Below are 13,721 nucleotides of genomic sequence, written 5' to 3' on the forward strand. Positions count from 1 at the left end.
ATGAGATGCCCCATGTTACGTGATGAGACAATATAGGTATTCACCTTAAAGGAGACCCCATGACATTTCAAGATTTAAATATATCCCCCGTGATTCTCAAGGCTTTAGCGAAGGAGAATTACAAGACGCCAACGCCTATTCAGGCTCAGGCGATCCCGGCTGTGTTGGCCGGCAGAGATTTGCTGGGCTGCGCGCAGACCGGAACAGGGAAGACCGCCGCTTTTTCGGTACCGATGATTCAGCTGTTGAACGAACAACCCCCTAAACCGGGCATGTCGCGCCGTATTCGCGCGTTGGTGTTGTCGCCGACCCGGGAGCTCGCCCTGCAAATTTCGGATAACGTGAAAGCCTACAGTCAGTTCACAAAGCTGCGGTCGACGGCCATTGTTGGCGGCGTTTCGCAAAAAACACAGGAGCGGGCGCTTCAGCAAGGAGCGGACATCCTCATTGCTACGCCAGGCAGACTTCTGGATCTCATGAATCAGAAGCGTGTCGATCTGCAGCATGTGGAGATTCTGGTGCTGGACGAGGCTGACCGGATGCTTGATATGGGCTTTATTCATGACGTAAAACGAATTATCGCCAAAATGCCGAGCAAAAAACAAACGCTGTTCTTCTCGGCCACGATGCCTGCGGAGATCACCCAGCTTGTCAAAACATTATTGCAAAACCCTGTAAAAGTAGAGATTACGCCGGTTTCATCAACGGCCGAACGGATCAAGCAATCGGTGTACCTGCTGGAAACAGGAAATAAGCAGAAGCAATTGAATGAGCTGATGAAGGACCCGGCCATCGTGTCGGCCTTGGTCTTCACACGTACTAAGCGCGGGGCTGACCGGGTTGTGCGCGATCTGACGAAGGTGAACATCTCGGCTCAAGCCATTCACGGGAATAAATCGCAGGTCAGCCGCCAGACGGCACTTAAAAATTTCAAAAGCGGGGAGACCCGGGTACTGGTAGCTACGGATATTGCCGCGCGAGGCATTGATATCGACGATCTGTCGCATGTCATTAACTTTAACCTTCCGAACATTCCGGAAACGTACGTTCACCGGATTGGCCGGACGGGGCGTGCGGGACTGAGCGGAACGGCGATATCGTTCTGCGAAGTGGACGAGGTGCCTTTTCTCCGAGATATCGAGAAGTTAATCGGCAAGTCCATTCCCGAAGTGAAGGATCATGCCTTCCCGATGTCGGGATCATTAAGAGCCGCCAAGGTAGACCGATCGCCTAAATCGGGCTCGGCTAAGCCCGGCAAAGCCCAATCAGCAGCAGTTAGACCTGCTAAACCGAAGGCCGATGCCACCCGCAAGCCGAAGACAGACACGGCTCGTAAACCGAAATCAGACGCGGCTCGCCATTCGAGCACGAATTCGGCACGTAACCCGAAGACGGAAGCTGTTCTTAATCCGTATTCAGAGATGGCACGCAAGTTCAAAGCGGAAGCTGTTCAGAACCCTAAGGACGGTCAAGCCCGTAAACGCAAGTCCGGTGGATTCAATAAGGGAAGCAAGGCCGGCAGACCCCAGTAAGAGGAAATGACGATTGCTGGTGATTTCGCGTAGGCGTTCCCGGCATTTCTGACAATCATCCTAAACTTAAGAAGCACCCTGTTCCACTTGTGATGTGGAAGGGTGCTTTTTTTCGGAATGGAATGGGAGTTACGCGCTCTTTCTCCCCGCCAGAAACAGGAACAGTGGAATTCTGCGCCTGCGCTCATAGGTTTCCTCGTTTATGAAATGTTCTCGCACAGGACTGGATTCCCTAAGCTGCTCCACGATAAAGCCGGCTTCCTGCACCGCTCTGAAATAATCCTCGACGGTTCGATGGTACTTATGAACGGTACCGCCGAGCCATTGCTGCTCCCGGTAGCCTTCGATGAAGTAGTTGTCCACCACCCAATTCGTTCTGATACCGGAAGGCTGAAGCGTGGAGGTAATAACGGGATGCTCAACGGAGAAGACAAACCTGCCGTTCGGCTTCAAGCTCTGATAAATGAATCGAAAGACGCGCTCGATATCCTGCAGATAATGAATGGCGAGCCTGGAGAGTACCAGATCATAGGAATCGCGGGGATATGCAAAGTCCTCGAGCCTCGTGTGCACAACGGTTCCGTTGCAGCCGGCGAGATTGTTCGTAGCGGCTTCAACCATATTACGGGAACCCTCGATCCCTACATACGATGCACATCCTTTTTCCAACAATTCCACGCCAAAGCCGGCATCGCCGCAACCCAGGTCTAATACGAACTGGTCTGAGACATCTCCCAGCAGCTGCCAGATGACGGGCTTCTCCAATGTATCGTTGGCGTTCTCCTGCCCTTGCCGCCGCTGCATGTAGTTCTCGAAATTCGTGTTGTTGTCATAAAAATCGGATCCGTTATAGCTCATAGGCACCTCCTGCTTGGAATCATTCTTACACTCGATACTTCAGAAGATCAGCTAGCCGTGCTAATCCACCTAACACAGCCGTCTGCAAAATCCGGGGCGGTCCCGCGAGGTACCCATCCATTACTCTCCAAGCGGCACCAAGCCATAAAGGGTTCGACGGAATCCCCTTGTTGTTAAGCTTGCCTTCACATTCCAATTTGTGAATAAGCTCAAACATGTTCCAATGTTGTCCTGGAGGGCGAATCTCATGCAGGGCAACCAGACGGTCTGTGCTCACATTCCAGAATTGGTGAATCTGAGTCGGACGGATGCTGGCCATCCCCCCTTGTTCCACGATCGTCTCTTCTCCGTCAATCACAAATCGCATTTGCCCTTCCTGTACAGTGAATTTCCTGGAGAATGGGATGCCAATGCGGGCCGTTCATCGGACCTTGCTTAACAATCGTATTTTGTACCAAGAGATAGTCCCCTTGATCGTCTGTGCCGCTTTCGAGTAAGGTTACGGTTCGACCATCAGGATAAACAAGGGTCTTTCCTGTCATACAACTCACCTCGATCCGTTATTTTGGAAAAGATAGGAGATTTTCGCCTTATGATCTATTATAACGGATCGTTCCTCTTGGAATAATACCCAAGCCATGATTTAAGATATAAAATACCGTTCCGATATGAACCGGGCTATTCCTCCCAAAGGGAATACGCTTTGAGCGAATCTGCGACTCGCTGGTCGCCCTACTCGAAGCGATGTATAATTGGGTACGATTCATAATCAAAAAAATTACAGTTGGCGGGTGTAGAATTGCAAATTCAAAAGATAAAGAATAGAAGCTTCTTGTTTACCAACCATATCCCTGCGGGATGGGATTTAAATGTTCAACTGATTATGGGAGACCGGAATAATTACATTATCGATACGGGTCTGGGCTCATTGAACATCGAGCCTGTCAAAGAATACATAAAGCATGACAGCAAGCCAACCATTGTAATCAATACGCATCATCATTGGGACCATATCTGGGGAAATGGCTCGTTCCGAGACTGTATCATCATATCTCACAAGCTATGCAGGGAAATGATGGAGTCAGGCTGGGAAGGCATGATACAGAAAAACAAGAGGTTTGTTGAGGGCGAGGCAGAATTGGTTCTTCCCAATCTGACATTTGATAACGAATTATATTTTCCGGAAGACAACATACGGCTCATTTATACTCCTGGCCATACCGTGGATTCCATAAGTGTATTGGACGAGTTAGAGCAGGTGATCCATGTAGGCGATAATGTAGGTGACTCCATGGATGAAATTATTCCAAGCATTTATGTTGAACAAGATCTTTATATACAAACGCTTTTGAAATATAAAGAAATGGATTTTGACACGTGTATATCGGGTCATAATGTTACGTTGGATAAGCAGGTCATAGAGCAGATATTGAGCAAGCTTTAGGATCTGGGTAGAGCTATATTGTCGAAAAGCAGATATCCGAGTGCAACGGGAATACCCCCGTTTTCACTCGGTTTTTATTTATCAGCGGATGCATTTACACCTCGGTTATTTCGCCACGCGCGGTCATCCCTCTATTTTCATATGGAGGAGGGGATGATCATCAAGAATCCAACGAGAAAACATGCGCCAGCCAAAGCGTATACGGAAGTTAGTGACGTGGCCTGCTTCAATAGACCGGAGCATCCCATTGTGATCAGCATGGCTCCGGTCATGAGCGGCGTGCGCACGCCGGTAACCCGACCGATATAGGCTTGTTCCGTTTGCTGCATGACCAAGGCGTGGTTCCCGATAAATATAGCCGGCTGCAGCAGCGCAATCAGGAATTGCGAGAGCATGGTCAGCCAGAGGAGCGTCGACAGACCCAGCAGGAGAATGCCTGCGGCGTTTACGATTAACCCCATCATCAGTAACCGTCCGGGAGCGATTTGGGATGCGAGCATAAACGTCATGATTCCACCCAGGATTTCGCCGACACCGTAAGGGATGGTAATCCACTGCAAGTCCTGAGCGGACAAGCCTAAGCGTTCGGTCACCAGAAATACGCTGAGGGGGGAGATCAATCCCACCCCCAGGCCCACAACCATGAAGCAGAGGCTTAGCCGCAAGAGGTCTCTTTTGAATAGGACATAACGAATACCATCAGCCATATCACGAAGAATGGAGGGAGCTGCTGTTGCTGTGTCCATAGATGCCTCTTGGTCGTTAGGTACAAACAGCATGGCTAGGGCAGATAACATGAATAATCCGCTCGTTAACACGAGGGCAGCTGATATGCCCCATTGCTGAAACACCCATGTGCCCAGAATCGGACCGATGATCATGAAGAGAGAGAACAGCGTTTGCAGCAGCGACATGCCAATGGAAGCATCCTCGTCCGGTACATGGATTTTGAACAGCTTCATGCCGGAGGGCTGGGCGAACTGCGACAGAATGGAAGAGCATAAGGTCGCGAAGAATACGGCGCCCCACGAGCCGGATTCCAGCATCAGAAACACGATAAAGACGGAGCAGGCACTGAGTATCTCGCACCAGACGATGGTTGCTTTGGGACGCCAACGGTCGGCGAATACACCCCCTATGAACGCAAACAGAAAGATCGGTCCATATTCGGCTACGGAAATCATGGAAATGGCGAAGGCATCCCCGCCTGTCATCTCCATGACATACAGCAGAACCGCAAAATTTCGGATCCATATTCCGAGCTGGGAGCATACATTGGAAATCAGGATCGCTCGGACGAAGCCGTTGCGTAGTAAACGGATGGAGCTTGGCATGGTGATATTCCTCCTTACAGAATCAATGCTGGAACCTATTTTGCGGTCTCCTGTAAGGTGAGAGTCAACAGGTTAGAAACAATTAAAGTTGCTTAGTTACATTCAGTTTGAACAATGTTGGAATATCTGTGTGAATGGAAGCAGGTTCATCTTGGAAACATCGTACCCCCTTATCAACAACGGTCCGTATCGTGTAAAGTAAGGAAATAGGTTGTTAGAGGAGGGATTTCATGTTTATCGTCAACGTGGAAGGGGCCGTCAGCAAAGACGGGCAGTGGCTGATGATTACGCGCAGCCTGAAGGAAGAGCATGCGGGCGGAACACTCTCGTTACCGGGAGGCAAAGTAGACAGGGAAGGGCATACGCTGGATATTCTGGAGCGCACGGTCAAGCGGGAGCTTTACGAAGAAGTTGGCGTCGAGGTGAAGGAGAAGGTCACGTACGTCTACAGCTCTTCTTTTGTAACGGACGATGACCGTCCTGTCATCAACATGGTGTTTTTGTGCGAGTACGATAAGGGGACGCCTTACAGCAAGAGCCCGGACGAGGTCGAGTGGGTACAGTGGATGACGCTGTCCGAAATCATGAATCATCCGAAGGCACCGCCGTGGACGAAGCAGAGTGTGCAAAGAGCGGAGGAGGCACGGCCCAAGCTAACGTAAGTATTTTTCTATGGAAAGAAGAATCCAACGAATGGTGGTGTGGTAATGAGCAACCTGTTGCAGGTCAGAGTCACTGGAATTTTGATTGAAGACGAATCTATTTTGCTGGTCAAACAGAGCGTTTCGTCAGAACGTGGCTGGTCGCTTCCCGGAGGAAGGGTAGAGCAGGGGGAAACCCTGGAAGAAGCCATGGTTCGGGAAATGGTAGAGGAAACCGGACTGACCACAAAAGTGAAGAAACTCTTATACCTATGTGATAAACCAGATTCATCGCCCTCACTGTTACATATTACTTTTTTGCTGGAACGCATAGAGGGTGAGATCCGACTCCCATCGAACGAGTTCGATTCCAATCCCATAGGTGATGTGGTCTTGGTCCCTATCGCAGATTTAACAAGCTATGGGTTCTCCGAGAAGTTTATGACGATCGTTAAGCGAGGATTTCCGGAGTCCGGAAGCTATCAAGGGCTCAAGAGTAATATTGGATTGTAAAGGAGGGGCTGGTTTCATGAAAAACGTATTTATTGTGCGGCATTGCAAAGCTGAGGGACAAGCTGCCGACGCTCCGTTAACCAGGCAGGGCATTCAGCAGGCGCTTGAACTTGCGGAGTTTCTCTCGGATAAAGGGATTGATCATATTGTTTCGAGCCCTTACCGTAGAGCCTGCGATACAATAAAACCCTTGGCGAATCTCATTGGCGTGGAAGTTGTGATGGATGAGAGATTGACGGAGAGAATTCTATCGGGTCGCAATGAGCCTGCTTGGCGGGAGATGCTTCGCCGAACTTATGATGATTTGGATTTGTGTTATGAAGGCGAGGAATCAAGTCGTACAGCCATGCATCGTGTCGTTCGTGTGGTGGAGGAGATCCAGCAGAGCTCCAGCCAGAATGCTGTCATCGTGTCGCATGGCAACCTGATCTCGCTTCTGCTGAAGCATTACGACAACCGGATTGGATTCAGGGAGTGGGAGGGCTTGTCCAATCCTGATGTATACCGTCTTAGCTTTCTGCAAGATGCACCCGGCATACAACGAATATGGATCTCATGAAGGCTTGAAACAACTTATGTAAAAAAGAATTCATAAGCATTTATCCCCTATATTTGACGACAGATCGTCCCCTATAATGGAGTTGCAGTTGCACAGATATCCAGCTTGCTCGTCCTAAGGATTACAATTCGCATAACAAAGGACAAACGCAAATGAAGACAAGCTGTGTGCATGGGTTCGCAACAACATTAGAGAGATTATGAAATAAAGGGGATACGAAACATGGCCAAAACAAAACGGGGCCGCGCACTCTGGAGTATGCCATCACGTGGCCGAGGCACATGCCCGGTATGCAGCACTTCTCGCATCAAGCTCCTCTACATCGCCAACAAGTCGGACGGCAGGGCGCTGAAGGTATGCAAGAGATGCCAGAATGCCGATCAGTCCAGAGTCGACGCTGCTGTTGTGTAAGACGCGGTTCGTCGATTAACTGCATGTGAATACGAAACTTGAGAAACGAGAGTCATGCAGCAGCCCGCTCCTTTATAACAATGGAGCGGGCTATTTCACGTTCTGTGAGGTTCAGATGTTACTGAGGGTTTACTTTGAATTTCGGATGGGATAATATCTGATTTAACAATACGTAAATTAGATGTTCGTCAAAATTGTGTAGGGAGTGAACATATCCATGCAATTGGATAAGGTGGTTAGTTACCATAAGGCGCTTGCAGATCCGACGCGAATCAAAATGCTGATCCTGTTAGCCGAAGGCGAATTGAACGGACAGGTTCTGGCCGAGAAGATCGGCGTCACGCCGGCAACGATTACGCACCATGCAGCGAAGCTGCGGGAGGCGAGCTTGATCAAAGAGCGCAGGGATAAGAACACGATCTATTTTTCGCTGAATGATTATTTTATCGAAAATAGTGCGAGAGCGACGGAGAATTTGATCTATCAGAGAGTAAGGCACGCAGGCGGTCCGGAGCGCTTGGAGGAAGAAGATCAGCGGACGAGGGACACTGTCGTGAAGAATTTTTTCACTTCCGACGGAAAGCTGAAGAGCATTCCTGCCCAGCTGAAGAAGAAACTCATCGTGCTTACGCATATGGTATCCCGACTTGAGAAGGGACGTAAGTACACCGAGAAGGAAATCAACGAGTTTATTCAGGGTTACCATGAGGACTTTGCGACTCTTCGCCGGGAGTTCATCATGCATCATTTTATGTTCAGGGATAATGGGGTATATGAGCTCAATCCGCAAGAGATGTGGGCACGGTGGGAGGATCTATCCTCATGAAAGAGGATTTGCCGCTCTCCCAACAACGGATAGAGGATGCTAAGGCGGGGGATTTTGGAGCTTATCGGATGATTGTCCATCAGTATTCCAACGCCCTGTTATCCGTTGCGTACAGTGTACTGGGGGACTTCCACGAGGCTCAGGATGCCGTGCAGGAGGCGTTTTTGAAGTGTTACCGTAACCTGCATACGCTGAACGATCCTGCCAAGCTTGGCAGTTGGCTATATGCGATTGCGCACCGGACCAGCCTCGATTTTGCCAAAAGAAGCAGGCGAACGCTCCCGCTGCACGAAACGGCTCCATCATCGGACAATATCACGCCATGGCTGGAACAATATGTGATCCATGATTCCGTCTGGGGAGCCCTGCAGGAATTGGAGGAGAAGAGTAAATCCGTTGTCGTGCTGCATTACTTAAGCGAGTGGTCCATGAAAGAGATCGGACAGTTCCTTAACCTGTCGGTATCTGCGGTTGAAAGCCGTATTCGACGTGCCAGAGAAGTTTTGAAACAGCATCTTGCCCGTGACTTCGAGCATTATTTCCAAACCCATCGTCTGGGGAGGGATTTCGAGCAGCAGGTCTCGGAGCAAGTCCTTAAGCGGGCCGGTCATTTCTATATTCCAGTCACGAATAAGGGGCAGGCCACCGCCTGGTTTATCCTGCATTTTCATCTGGGAACCAGCAGGCACGGCAATCCGGTACTGGAATCCGGACAGGAATTGTATTTGCTCGAATGTCAGCATCACTCACCGGCCAGCATGCCTGTACTCACGTTCGAAGTAGCGAGCGTTGGGCAGTTAGGGCACCAGCTGCATCAACAAGGGGTTAGAAGCGAGCCGATTCGGGAAGATGCTTTATTCGGTAAAATGCTGGAATTCTATGATCCCGACGGCAATAAGTATCATGCGATTGAACCTAATTAATAAAAAAATGGCGCTCCGTGACGGAATCGGTCCGGTTCCATCGTCTATATATTGAAACCACATTGAACAAGAGGTGAATCGAATGACGACAGACAACCAATTAAACGAAGTGCCCAAGCTCCAATCCGTGAACAAGCCGCTGTTAAAGAAGGTTCATTGCAATTATCTCCCGGTAAGGAATCTTCCGCTGGCGGTAAAATGGTACTCTGAGCTATTTGGCCTTACTGTGAGAAAATGCGACGATACGGGCGCCATCTTGATCCTTGGGGACGGACAGTGGCTATTCCTGCTGGAAACGCTGGATAACCGAACAGCCAACTTTGTAACCAACCAATGGGATGGGGAGAACTATGAGATGTTCTCGTTAACCTTCGAGGTCGAGAACATTACCGAGCTGCACAAACGGCTGCGGGAGAACGGGGCAGAGGTCGAGCCGCTGGTTGATCACGGTTCCTGCGGATTGCAGTTCAAATTCAAGGATATGGACGGCAACAAGTTTAATGCTTGGCAGGATGCACCCACGAGCTGACTTGATAGAAGTCGGGAATGGATAGGCAAGCGCTGGCTTTCAAAAGGCAGATGGCTTGCCTTTTTATGTTGTTAACGCGCCGAGCGTATCTTTGCTGCCGGGTCAGGGACGCAGCCTAATGTTATTCATAATCACGGGACAAGCATCGTAATGTAGGTGGTAGTCTAATTCTCCGGCAACGTTTACAATAGGGGATATAGGGATTAAATGCCAAGTGAGGTGATTGGATGGAATTCTACCGCTGCATGAACCATCCCGAGAGGGAGGCCGTTGCCCAGTGTACACGCTGCGGGAAGCCAGTGTGTCAGGAATGCCATAATCCGGAAACAGGCCGCTGTCGCTACCGCTGCGGTGAGATGAACCCCGCTCCCGGCATGCCGGGACGGCAAAGGAACGTATGGGTGACCGTGATCATCTCCATACTGGCCATCTTGGGCGGCCTTGCGCTGCTGCTGCTGACGATTTGCGGCGCAATCTTGTTTTCTTATTAAAATAACACGTGCCTATTTCCGGTTAGATCGCTTTTCCAATTCAAGTTTTGATATCAAGGAGTGGACAGATGGAGTTTCCTGTTTATGTGTACCTGGGTTCCTGGCGGATTCATCCGCACGTGCTGTTTGAATCGCTGGCCTACTTTATCGGCTTCCGCGTGTATTTATGGACCCGCAGGCCGAGCGGCATGACGAAGCTGATGAGCCTGCAGATTCTGGCTGGAATCATTGCCGGCGCGGCCATTGGCTCCAAGCTGCTATTCTGGCTGGAGGATCCGGCCGCCACCTGGGAACAGCTGCGCCAATTCCATCTGCTGTGGGGAGGCAAGACGATTGTAGGCGGTCTTCTGGGCGGATTGATCGGCGTTGAGCTGACGAAGCGCTTGGTGGGATGGAAGCATTCCACGGGCGATGATTTTGTTTACCCGCTGATGCTGGGCCTGGGACTCGGCCGGATCGGCTGTTTTCTGACCGGTCTGGATGACCATACCTATGGTACGCCGACGACCTGGTTCACGGGTGTGGATTTTGGCGACGGGGTTTATCGCCACCCGACTCAGCTGTATGAGATTCTGTTCTTGATCGTGCTGGCCTTACTGCTGCTTCCGCTGTACCGCCAAAGCCGCGGCAGATCCACACGCGAGGGCTACGTGTCCGGGCGGATGTTTCAATGGTTTATGGCCGGGTATCTGCTGTTCCGCCTGGTGATCGACTGGATCAAGCCGACGCCGCATCCTTACCTGGGACTGAACAATATCCAATTAGCCTGCATCGCGGGCCTCATCTATTATGCGTGGCTGATCGGCGGCAGAAATAGGCTTCGCCGATCGATGCCGGGTTCCCATCTTCCAAGCTGACCAAAGGAGTCTTGATTATGCCAAAAAACCGGCCTTATCTGTATCATGAACTGACAAATAGCATATGCACGACCTGTTACCGCAAAGTGGAAGCCAAGATCATCGAGGAGAACGGCATGATCTACATGCTCAAAAGATGCCTCGTTCACGGTCCGGAAAAAGTGCTGATCGCAACCGAGGCCGATTATTATCATCAGACGCGAAAGTTCATCAAGCCGTCGGAAATGCCGCTCGTCTGGAATACGCCGATCCGTTACGGCTGTCCTTACGACTGCGGACTCTGTCCGGACCATGAGCAGCACAGCTGCCTCACGTTGCTGGAGATCACGGACCACTGCAATCTGCAGTGCCCGATCTGCTTCGCGGAATCGTCGCCGCATCGCACGTCCTACAGGTCGCTTGCACAGATCGAATTCATGCTCGACCGGATCGTCGAGAACGAGGGGGAGCCCGACATCGTGCAGATCAGCGGCGGCGAGCCGACGACGCATCCGGATTTTTTTGACATTCTGGACATGTGCAAGAGCCGTCCGATCAAGCATATTATGGTGAACACGAACGGTATCCGCATTGCCCAGGACCGCGATTTTGCGCGGAGGCTCGCCGAATATATGCCTGGCTTCGAAATCTACCTGCAGTTCGACAGCTTTGAGGCGCATGTGCTGAAGGAGCTGAGAGGGGCCGACCTGCGGCGCATCCGCCAGCAGGCCATCGACCATCTGAATGAATTCAACATATCCACGACGCTGGTCGTCACGCTGAAGAAAGGCCTCAATGACGGCGAGATCGGAGACATTATTCAGTACGGACTTCAGCAAAAAGCGGTGCGCGGCGTGACTATTCAGCCGATTCAGGCCGCAGGCCGACTGGAGGGGTATGATCCGGCAACGGACCGGCTGACCGTGAGCGAAGTCCGGCGTATGATCATCGATCAGTCCGAGGTGTTTACGGATGCGGACATTCTGCCGGTGCCTTGCCATCCGGATTGCCTGGCGATGGGCTACGCATTGAAGCTGGGCGGGGAAGTGCTGCCGTTGACGCGGATGATCGACCCGGAAATCCTGCTCGAGGGCGACAGCAACACGATTGTGTCTGAGCAGGATCCGGTGATCCGAAGCAAAATGTTTGAGCTGCTGTCAACGGGCCATTCGCCGCAATCCTCTGCGCTTTCCCTGAAGAGCCTGCTTTGCTGTTTGCCGCTGGCCGCCGTACCGGAGCAGATTACCTATGACAACGTCTTCCGGGTCATTATTATGCAGTTCCTGGATGCCCATAACTTCGATGTCCGCTCCGTCAAGAAATCCTGCGTCCACATCATGCATCCCGACGGACGGATGATCCCGTTTGATACCTACAACATGTTCTACCGGGACGATAAGGAAGAGCTGCTGAAGGAGCTGAAGGCAGAGGTTGCCACAGCCTGGGACCGGTAAGCGGTCCTAAGGTAATGTACTCCATGCCTATGAAACGAAAAATCGATCCGAGCTTGCATAGGGAGGCGATACATTGTGCAGAACAATAGCCCTGAACCTGATAAAGTGTCTCCATTTCAGTTGGATCAGAACATGAAGATCGATAACGCCGGGGCGGACGAACGGTTATGGTATTCCCCATTGGAGGAGCCGTTCCGAGTATCCGGCTTTGCCTGGTTCGACACCGAACGTATCTATCGCAGGCTGCCCGCCGTACCTGAGGTCCTCGTCCGGCCGGAGGTGGATACGCTTGCGAACTGCACATCAGGCGGCCAGATCCGCTTCCGCACGAATTCGCGGAGCGTCTCGGTCCGCGTACGGCTGAACGCAGGATCCGGCATGTATCACATGCCGCCAACGGGGGAGTGCGGCGTGGATGCGTATATCGGCGGGCCGGGCGAGTGGAAACATGCAGGAACTGCCCGTTTCCAGCCAGGTCAGGTAGAGTATGAGAGCAGCCTTTTCACTGTCGTGGACCGCAAAGTACGTTCGTTCCTGCTCAACATGCCTTTATACCAGGGCGTCGAGGAGATATGGGTTGGACTTGAACCAGATGCGGAGGTCTGGGCACCGGAATCCTATGATTCTTCCCAAAAAGTGATTGTATACGGAACCTCCATTACGCAAGGCGGATGCGCTTCGCGGCCCGGCATGTCGTACACGAATATCTTAAGCCGCAGGCTCCATCTGGAGTTTGTCAACCTGGGCTTCTCGGGGAACGGCAAGGGAGAGCCGGAGCTTGCCGAACTGGCCGCTCAAATCTCGGAGCCGGCCTGTCTCGTGATTGATTATGAGGCGAATTGCGGGGGGACTGAAGCTTATCGGCAGACCTTGCCGCAGTATATCGAGACTTACCGGAAATTCCATCCCGAGGTTCCCATCATCCTGGTATCCCGCATCCCTCATGGAGCCGAGTCGTTTATGCCGGAGTTTCGCGAAGGACGGCTCGAGCGGAAAAAGTTTCAGATGGAACTCATTCAGGAACTGATTGAAGCCGGAGACCGTAACCTAACGTTTGTGGATGGATCGGATTGGTTAGGTGACGATCCCGGGGAAACGACCGTTGATGGGGTTCATCCGACGGACCTTGGCTTCAAGCTGATGGCGGATGGGCTTGAGCCTGTGCTAAGGCAAGTGATTGGCGATAGAGCCGCTGCAGCAGGACGATCCGACAGTTAACCGTCCATAGGTTAGCGTATCGGTGTATGTAGGTTTTATGTATGGAGATTCATTATCGCAATGAAACGTAAATAAGGTGAATCATTAGGCTACAAGTCCGTTCCTGGTTGGAACGGGCTTTTGTCTGTGCCCTCGCCTAATTCAAAAAGCTT

General features: G+C 51.3%; 16 protein-coding genes. 13 read left to right on the forward strand and 3 right to left on the reverse strand.

The window, feature by feature from the left end:
• The first annotated feature begins 59 nt into the window (after positions 1–59).
• Positions 60–1,532 (forward strand): DEAD/DEAH box helicase, encoded by a 1,473-nt coding sequence (locus ACQKPA_RS16120; protein ID WP_427493622.1) that lies wholly within the window; start codon positions 60–62, stop codon positions 1,530–1,532.
• Between the two features lie 129 nt (positions 1,533–1,661).
• Here ACQKPA_RS16120 and ACQKPA_RS16125 read toward each other — a convergent pair whose 3' ends face one another.
• Entirely contained in the window at positions 1,662–2,390 is a 729-nt protein-coding gene (locus ACQKPA_RS16125; RefSeq protein ID WP_427493623.1) for a class I SAM-dependent methyltransferase, read from the reverse strand.
• A 25-nt stretch (positions 2,391–2,415) separates the two neighbouring features.
• Entirely contained in the window at positions 2,416–2,757 is a 342-nt protein-coding gene (locus tag ACQKPA_RS16130; protein WP_427493624.1) for a hypothetical protein, read from the reverse strand.
• Positions 2,758–3,174: 417 nt separating this feature from the next.
• Here ACQKPA_RS16130 and ACQKPA_RS16135 point away from each other — a divergent pair, with 417 nt between their 5' ends.
• Positions 3,175–3,834 (forward strand): MBL fold metallo-hydrolase, encoded by a 660-nt coding sequence (locus ACQKPA_RS16135; RefSeq protein ID WP_246059276.1) that lies wholly within the window; start codon positions 3,175–3,177, stop codon positions 3,832–3,834.
• Positions 3,835–3,971: 137 nt separating this feature from the next.
• Here the strand turns inward: ACQKPA_RS16135 and ACQKPA_RS16140 are convergent, their stop codons facing one another.
• Positions 3,972–5,168 (reverse strand): MFS transporter, encoded by a 1,197-nt coding sequence (locus tag ACQKPA_RS16140; protein WP_427493625.1) that lies wholly within the window; start codon positions 5,166–5,168, stop codon positions 3,972–3,974.
• Between the two features lie 230 nt (positions 5,169–5,398).
• Between ACQKPA_RS16140 and ACQKPA_RS16145 the strand changes: the two genes are divergently transcribed.
• The 11 genes from ACQKPA_RS16145 (at position 5,399) to ACQKPA_RS16195 (ending at position 13,569) form a co-directional block, all read left to right on the forward strand.
• Positions 5,399–5,830 (forward strand): NUDIX hydrolase, encoded by a 432-nt coding sequence (locus tag ACQKPA_RS16145; protein WP_427493626.1) that lies wholly within the window; start codon positions 5,399–5,401, stop codon positions 5,828–5,830.
• A gap of 45 nt (positions 5,831–5,875) precedes the next feature.
• Complete coding sequence (locus ACQKPA_RS16150) at positions 5,876–6,322, forward strand: NUDIX hydrolase (protein WP_427493627.1); 447 nt, start codon at positions 5,876–5,878, stop codon at positions 6,320–6,322.
• Between the two features lie 16 nt (positions 6,323–6,338).
• Complete coding sequence (locus ACQKPA_RS16155; RefSeq protein WP_427493628.1) at positions 6,339–6,881, forward strand: histidine phosphatase family protein; 543 nt, start codon at positions 6,339–6,341, stop codon at positions 6,879–6,881.
• A 222-nt stretch (positions 6,882–7,103) separates the two neighbouring features.
• Positions 7,104–7,292, forward strand: coding sequence for a hypothetical protein (locus ACQKPA_RS16160; RefSeq protein ID WP_427493629.1), 189 nt, complete (start codon positions 7,104–7,106; stop codon positions 7,290–7,292).
• 217 nt (positions 7,293–7,509) lie between these two features.
• Positions 7,510–8,118 (forward strand): metalloregulator ArsR/SmtB family transcription factor, encoded by a 609-nt coding sequence (locus ACQKPA_RS16165; RefSeq protein ID WP_427493630.1) that lies wholly within the window; start codon positions 7,510–7,512, stop codon positions 8,116–8,118.
• Positions 8,115–9,041: a sigma-70 family RNA polymerase sigma factor gene (locus tag ACQKPA_RS16170; RefSeq protein WP_427493631.1), complete on the forward strand. Its 927-nt coding sequence runs from the start codon at positions 8,115–8,117 to the stop codon at positions 9,039–9,041. The genes ACQKPA_RS16165 and ACQKPA_RS16170 overlap by 4 nt, the downstream gene beginning before the upstream one ends.
• Positions 9,042–9,123: 82 nt before the next feature.
• Positions 9,124–9,570 (forward strand): VOC family protein, encoded by a 447-nt coding sequence (locus ACQKPA_RS16175; RefSeq protein ID WP_427493632.1) that lies wholly within the window; start codon positions 9,124–9,126, stop codon positions 9,568–9,570.
• 227 nt (positions 9,571–9,797) lie between these two features.
• Positions 9,798–10,061 carry a B-box zinc finger protein gene (locus ACQKPA_RS16180; protein ID WP_194541141.1) on the forward strand — a complete coding sequence of 88 codons (264 nt, stop codon included), beginning with the start codon at positions 9,798–9,800 and terminating at the stop codon, positions 10,059–10,061.
• 68 nt (positions 10,062–10,129) lie between these two features.
• A complete protein-coding gene (locus ACQKPA_RS16185; protein ID WP_216533097.1) occupies positions 10,130–10,918 on the forward strand; it encodes a prolipoprotein diacylglyceryl transferase family protein in 789 nt (262 codons plus the stop codon).
• Positions 10,919–10,935: 17 nt separating this feature from the next.
• Entirely contained in the window at positions 10,936–12,351 is a 1,416-nt protein-coding gene (locus ACQKPA_RS16190) for a radical SAM protein (protein ID WP_427493633.1), read from the forward strand.
• Positions 12,352–12,426: 75 nt separating this feature from the next.
• A complete protein-coding gene (locus tag ACQKPA_RS16195) occupies positions 12,427–13,569 on the forward strand; it encodes an SGNH/GDSL hydrolase family protein (RefSeq protein WP_427493634.1) in 1,143 nt (380 codons plus the stop codon).
• Positions 13,570–13,721 lie beyond the last annotated feature (152 nt).

It is taken from the genome of Paenibacillus sp. NPDC093718 (assembly GCF_050279985.1).
Classification (GTDB): Bacteria; Bacillota; Bacilli; order Paenibacillales; family Paenibacillaceae; genus Paenibacillus_AQ.

Bases quoted from the DNA above. Each gene is read 5' to 3' on its own strand.
- ACQKPA_RS16185 (WP_216533097.1), top strand. From the start codon at position 10,130: ATGGAGTTTCCTGTTTATGTGTACCTGGGTTCCTGGCGGATTCATCCG.
- ACQKPA_RS16175 (WP_427493632.1), top strand. From the start codon at position 9,124: ATGACGACAGACAACCAATTAAACGAAGTGCCCAAGCTCCAATCCGTG.
- ACQKPA_RS16120 (WP_427493622.1), top strand. From the start codon at position 60: ATGACATTTCAAGATTTAAATATATCCCCCGTGATTCTCAAGGCTTTA.
- ACQKPA_RS16125 (WP_427493623.1), bottom strand. From the start codon at position 2,390: ATGAGCTATAACGGATCCGATTTTTATGACAACAACACGAATTTCGAG.
- ACQKPA_RS16160 (WP_427493629.1), top strand. From the start codon at position 7,104: ATGGCCAAAACAAAACGGGGCCGCGCACTCTGGAGTATGCCATCACGT.
- ACQKPA_RS16140 (WP_427493625.1), bottom strand. From the start codon at position 5,168: ATGCCAAGCTCCATCCGTTTACTACGCAACGGCTTCGTCCGAGCGATC.
- ACQKPA_RS16155 (WP_427493628.1), top strand. From the start codon at position 6,339: ATGAAAAACGTATTTATTGTGCGGCATTGCAAAGCTGAGGGACAAGCT.
- ACQKPA_RS16145 (WP_427493626.1), top strand. From the start codon at position 5,399: ATGTTTATCGTCAACGTGGAAGGGGCCGTCAGCAAAGACGGGCAGTGG.
- ACQKPA_RS16130 (WP_427493624.1), bottom strand. From the start codon at position 2,757: ATGCGATTTGTGATTGACGGAGAAGAGACGATCGTGGAACAAGGGGGG.
- ACQKPA_RS16165 (WP_427493630.1), top strand. From the start codon at position 7,510: ATGCAATTGGATAAGGTGGTTAGTTACCATAAGGCGCTTGCAGATCCG.
- ACQKPA_RS16180 (WP_194541141.1), top strand. From the start codon at position 9,798: ATGGAATTCTACCGCTGCATGAACCATCCCGAGAGGGAGGCCGTTGCC.
- ACQKPA_RS16170 (WP_427493631.1), top strand. From the start codon at position 8,115: ATGAAAGAGGATTTGCCGCTCTCCCAACAACGGATAGAGGATGCTAAG.
- ACQKPA_RS16150 (WP_427493627.1), top strand. From the start codon at position 5,876: ATGAGCAACCTGTTGCAGGTCAGAGTCACTGGAATTTTGATTGAAGAC.
- ACQKPA_RS16190 (WP_427493633.1), top strand. From the start codon at position 10,936: ATGCCAAAAAACCGGCCTTATCTGTATCATGAACTGACAAATAGCATA.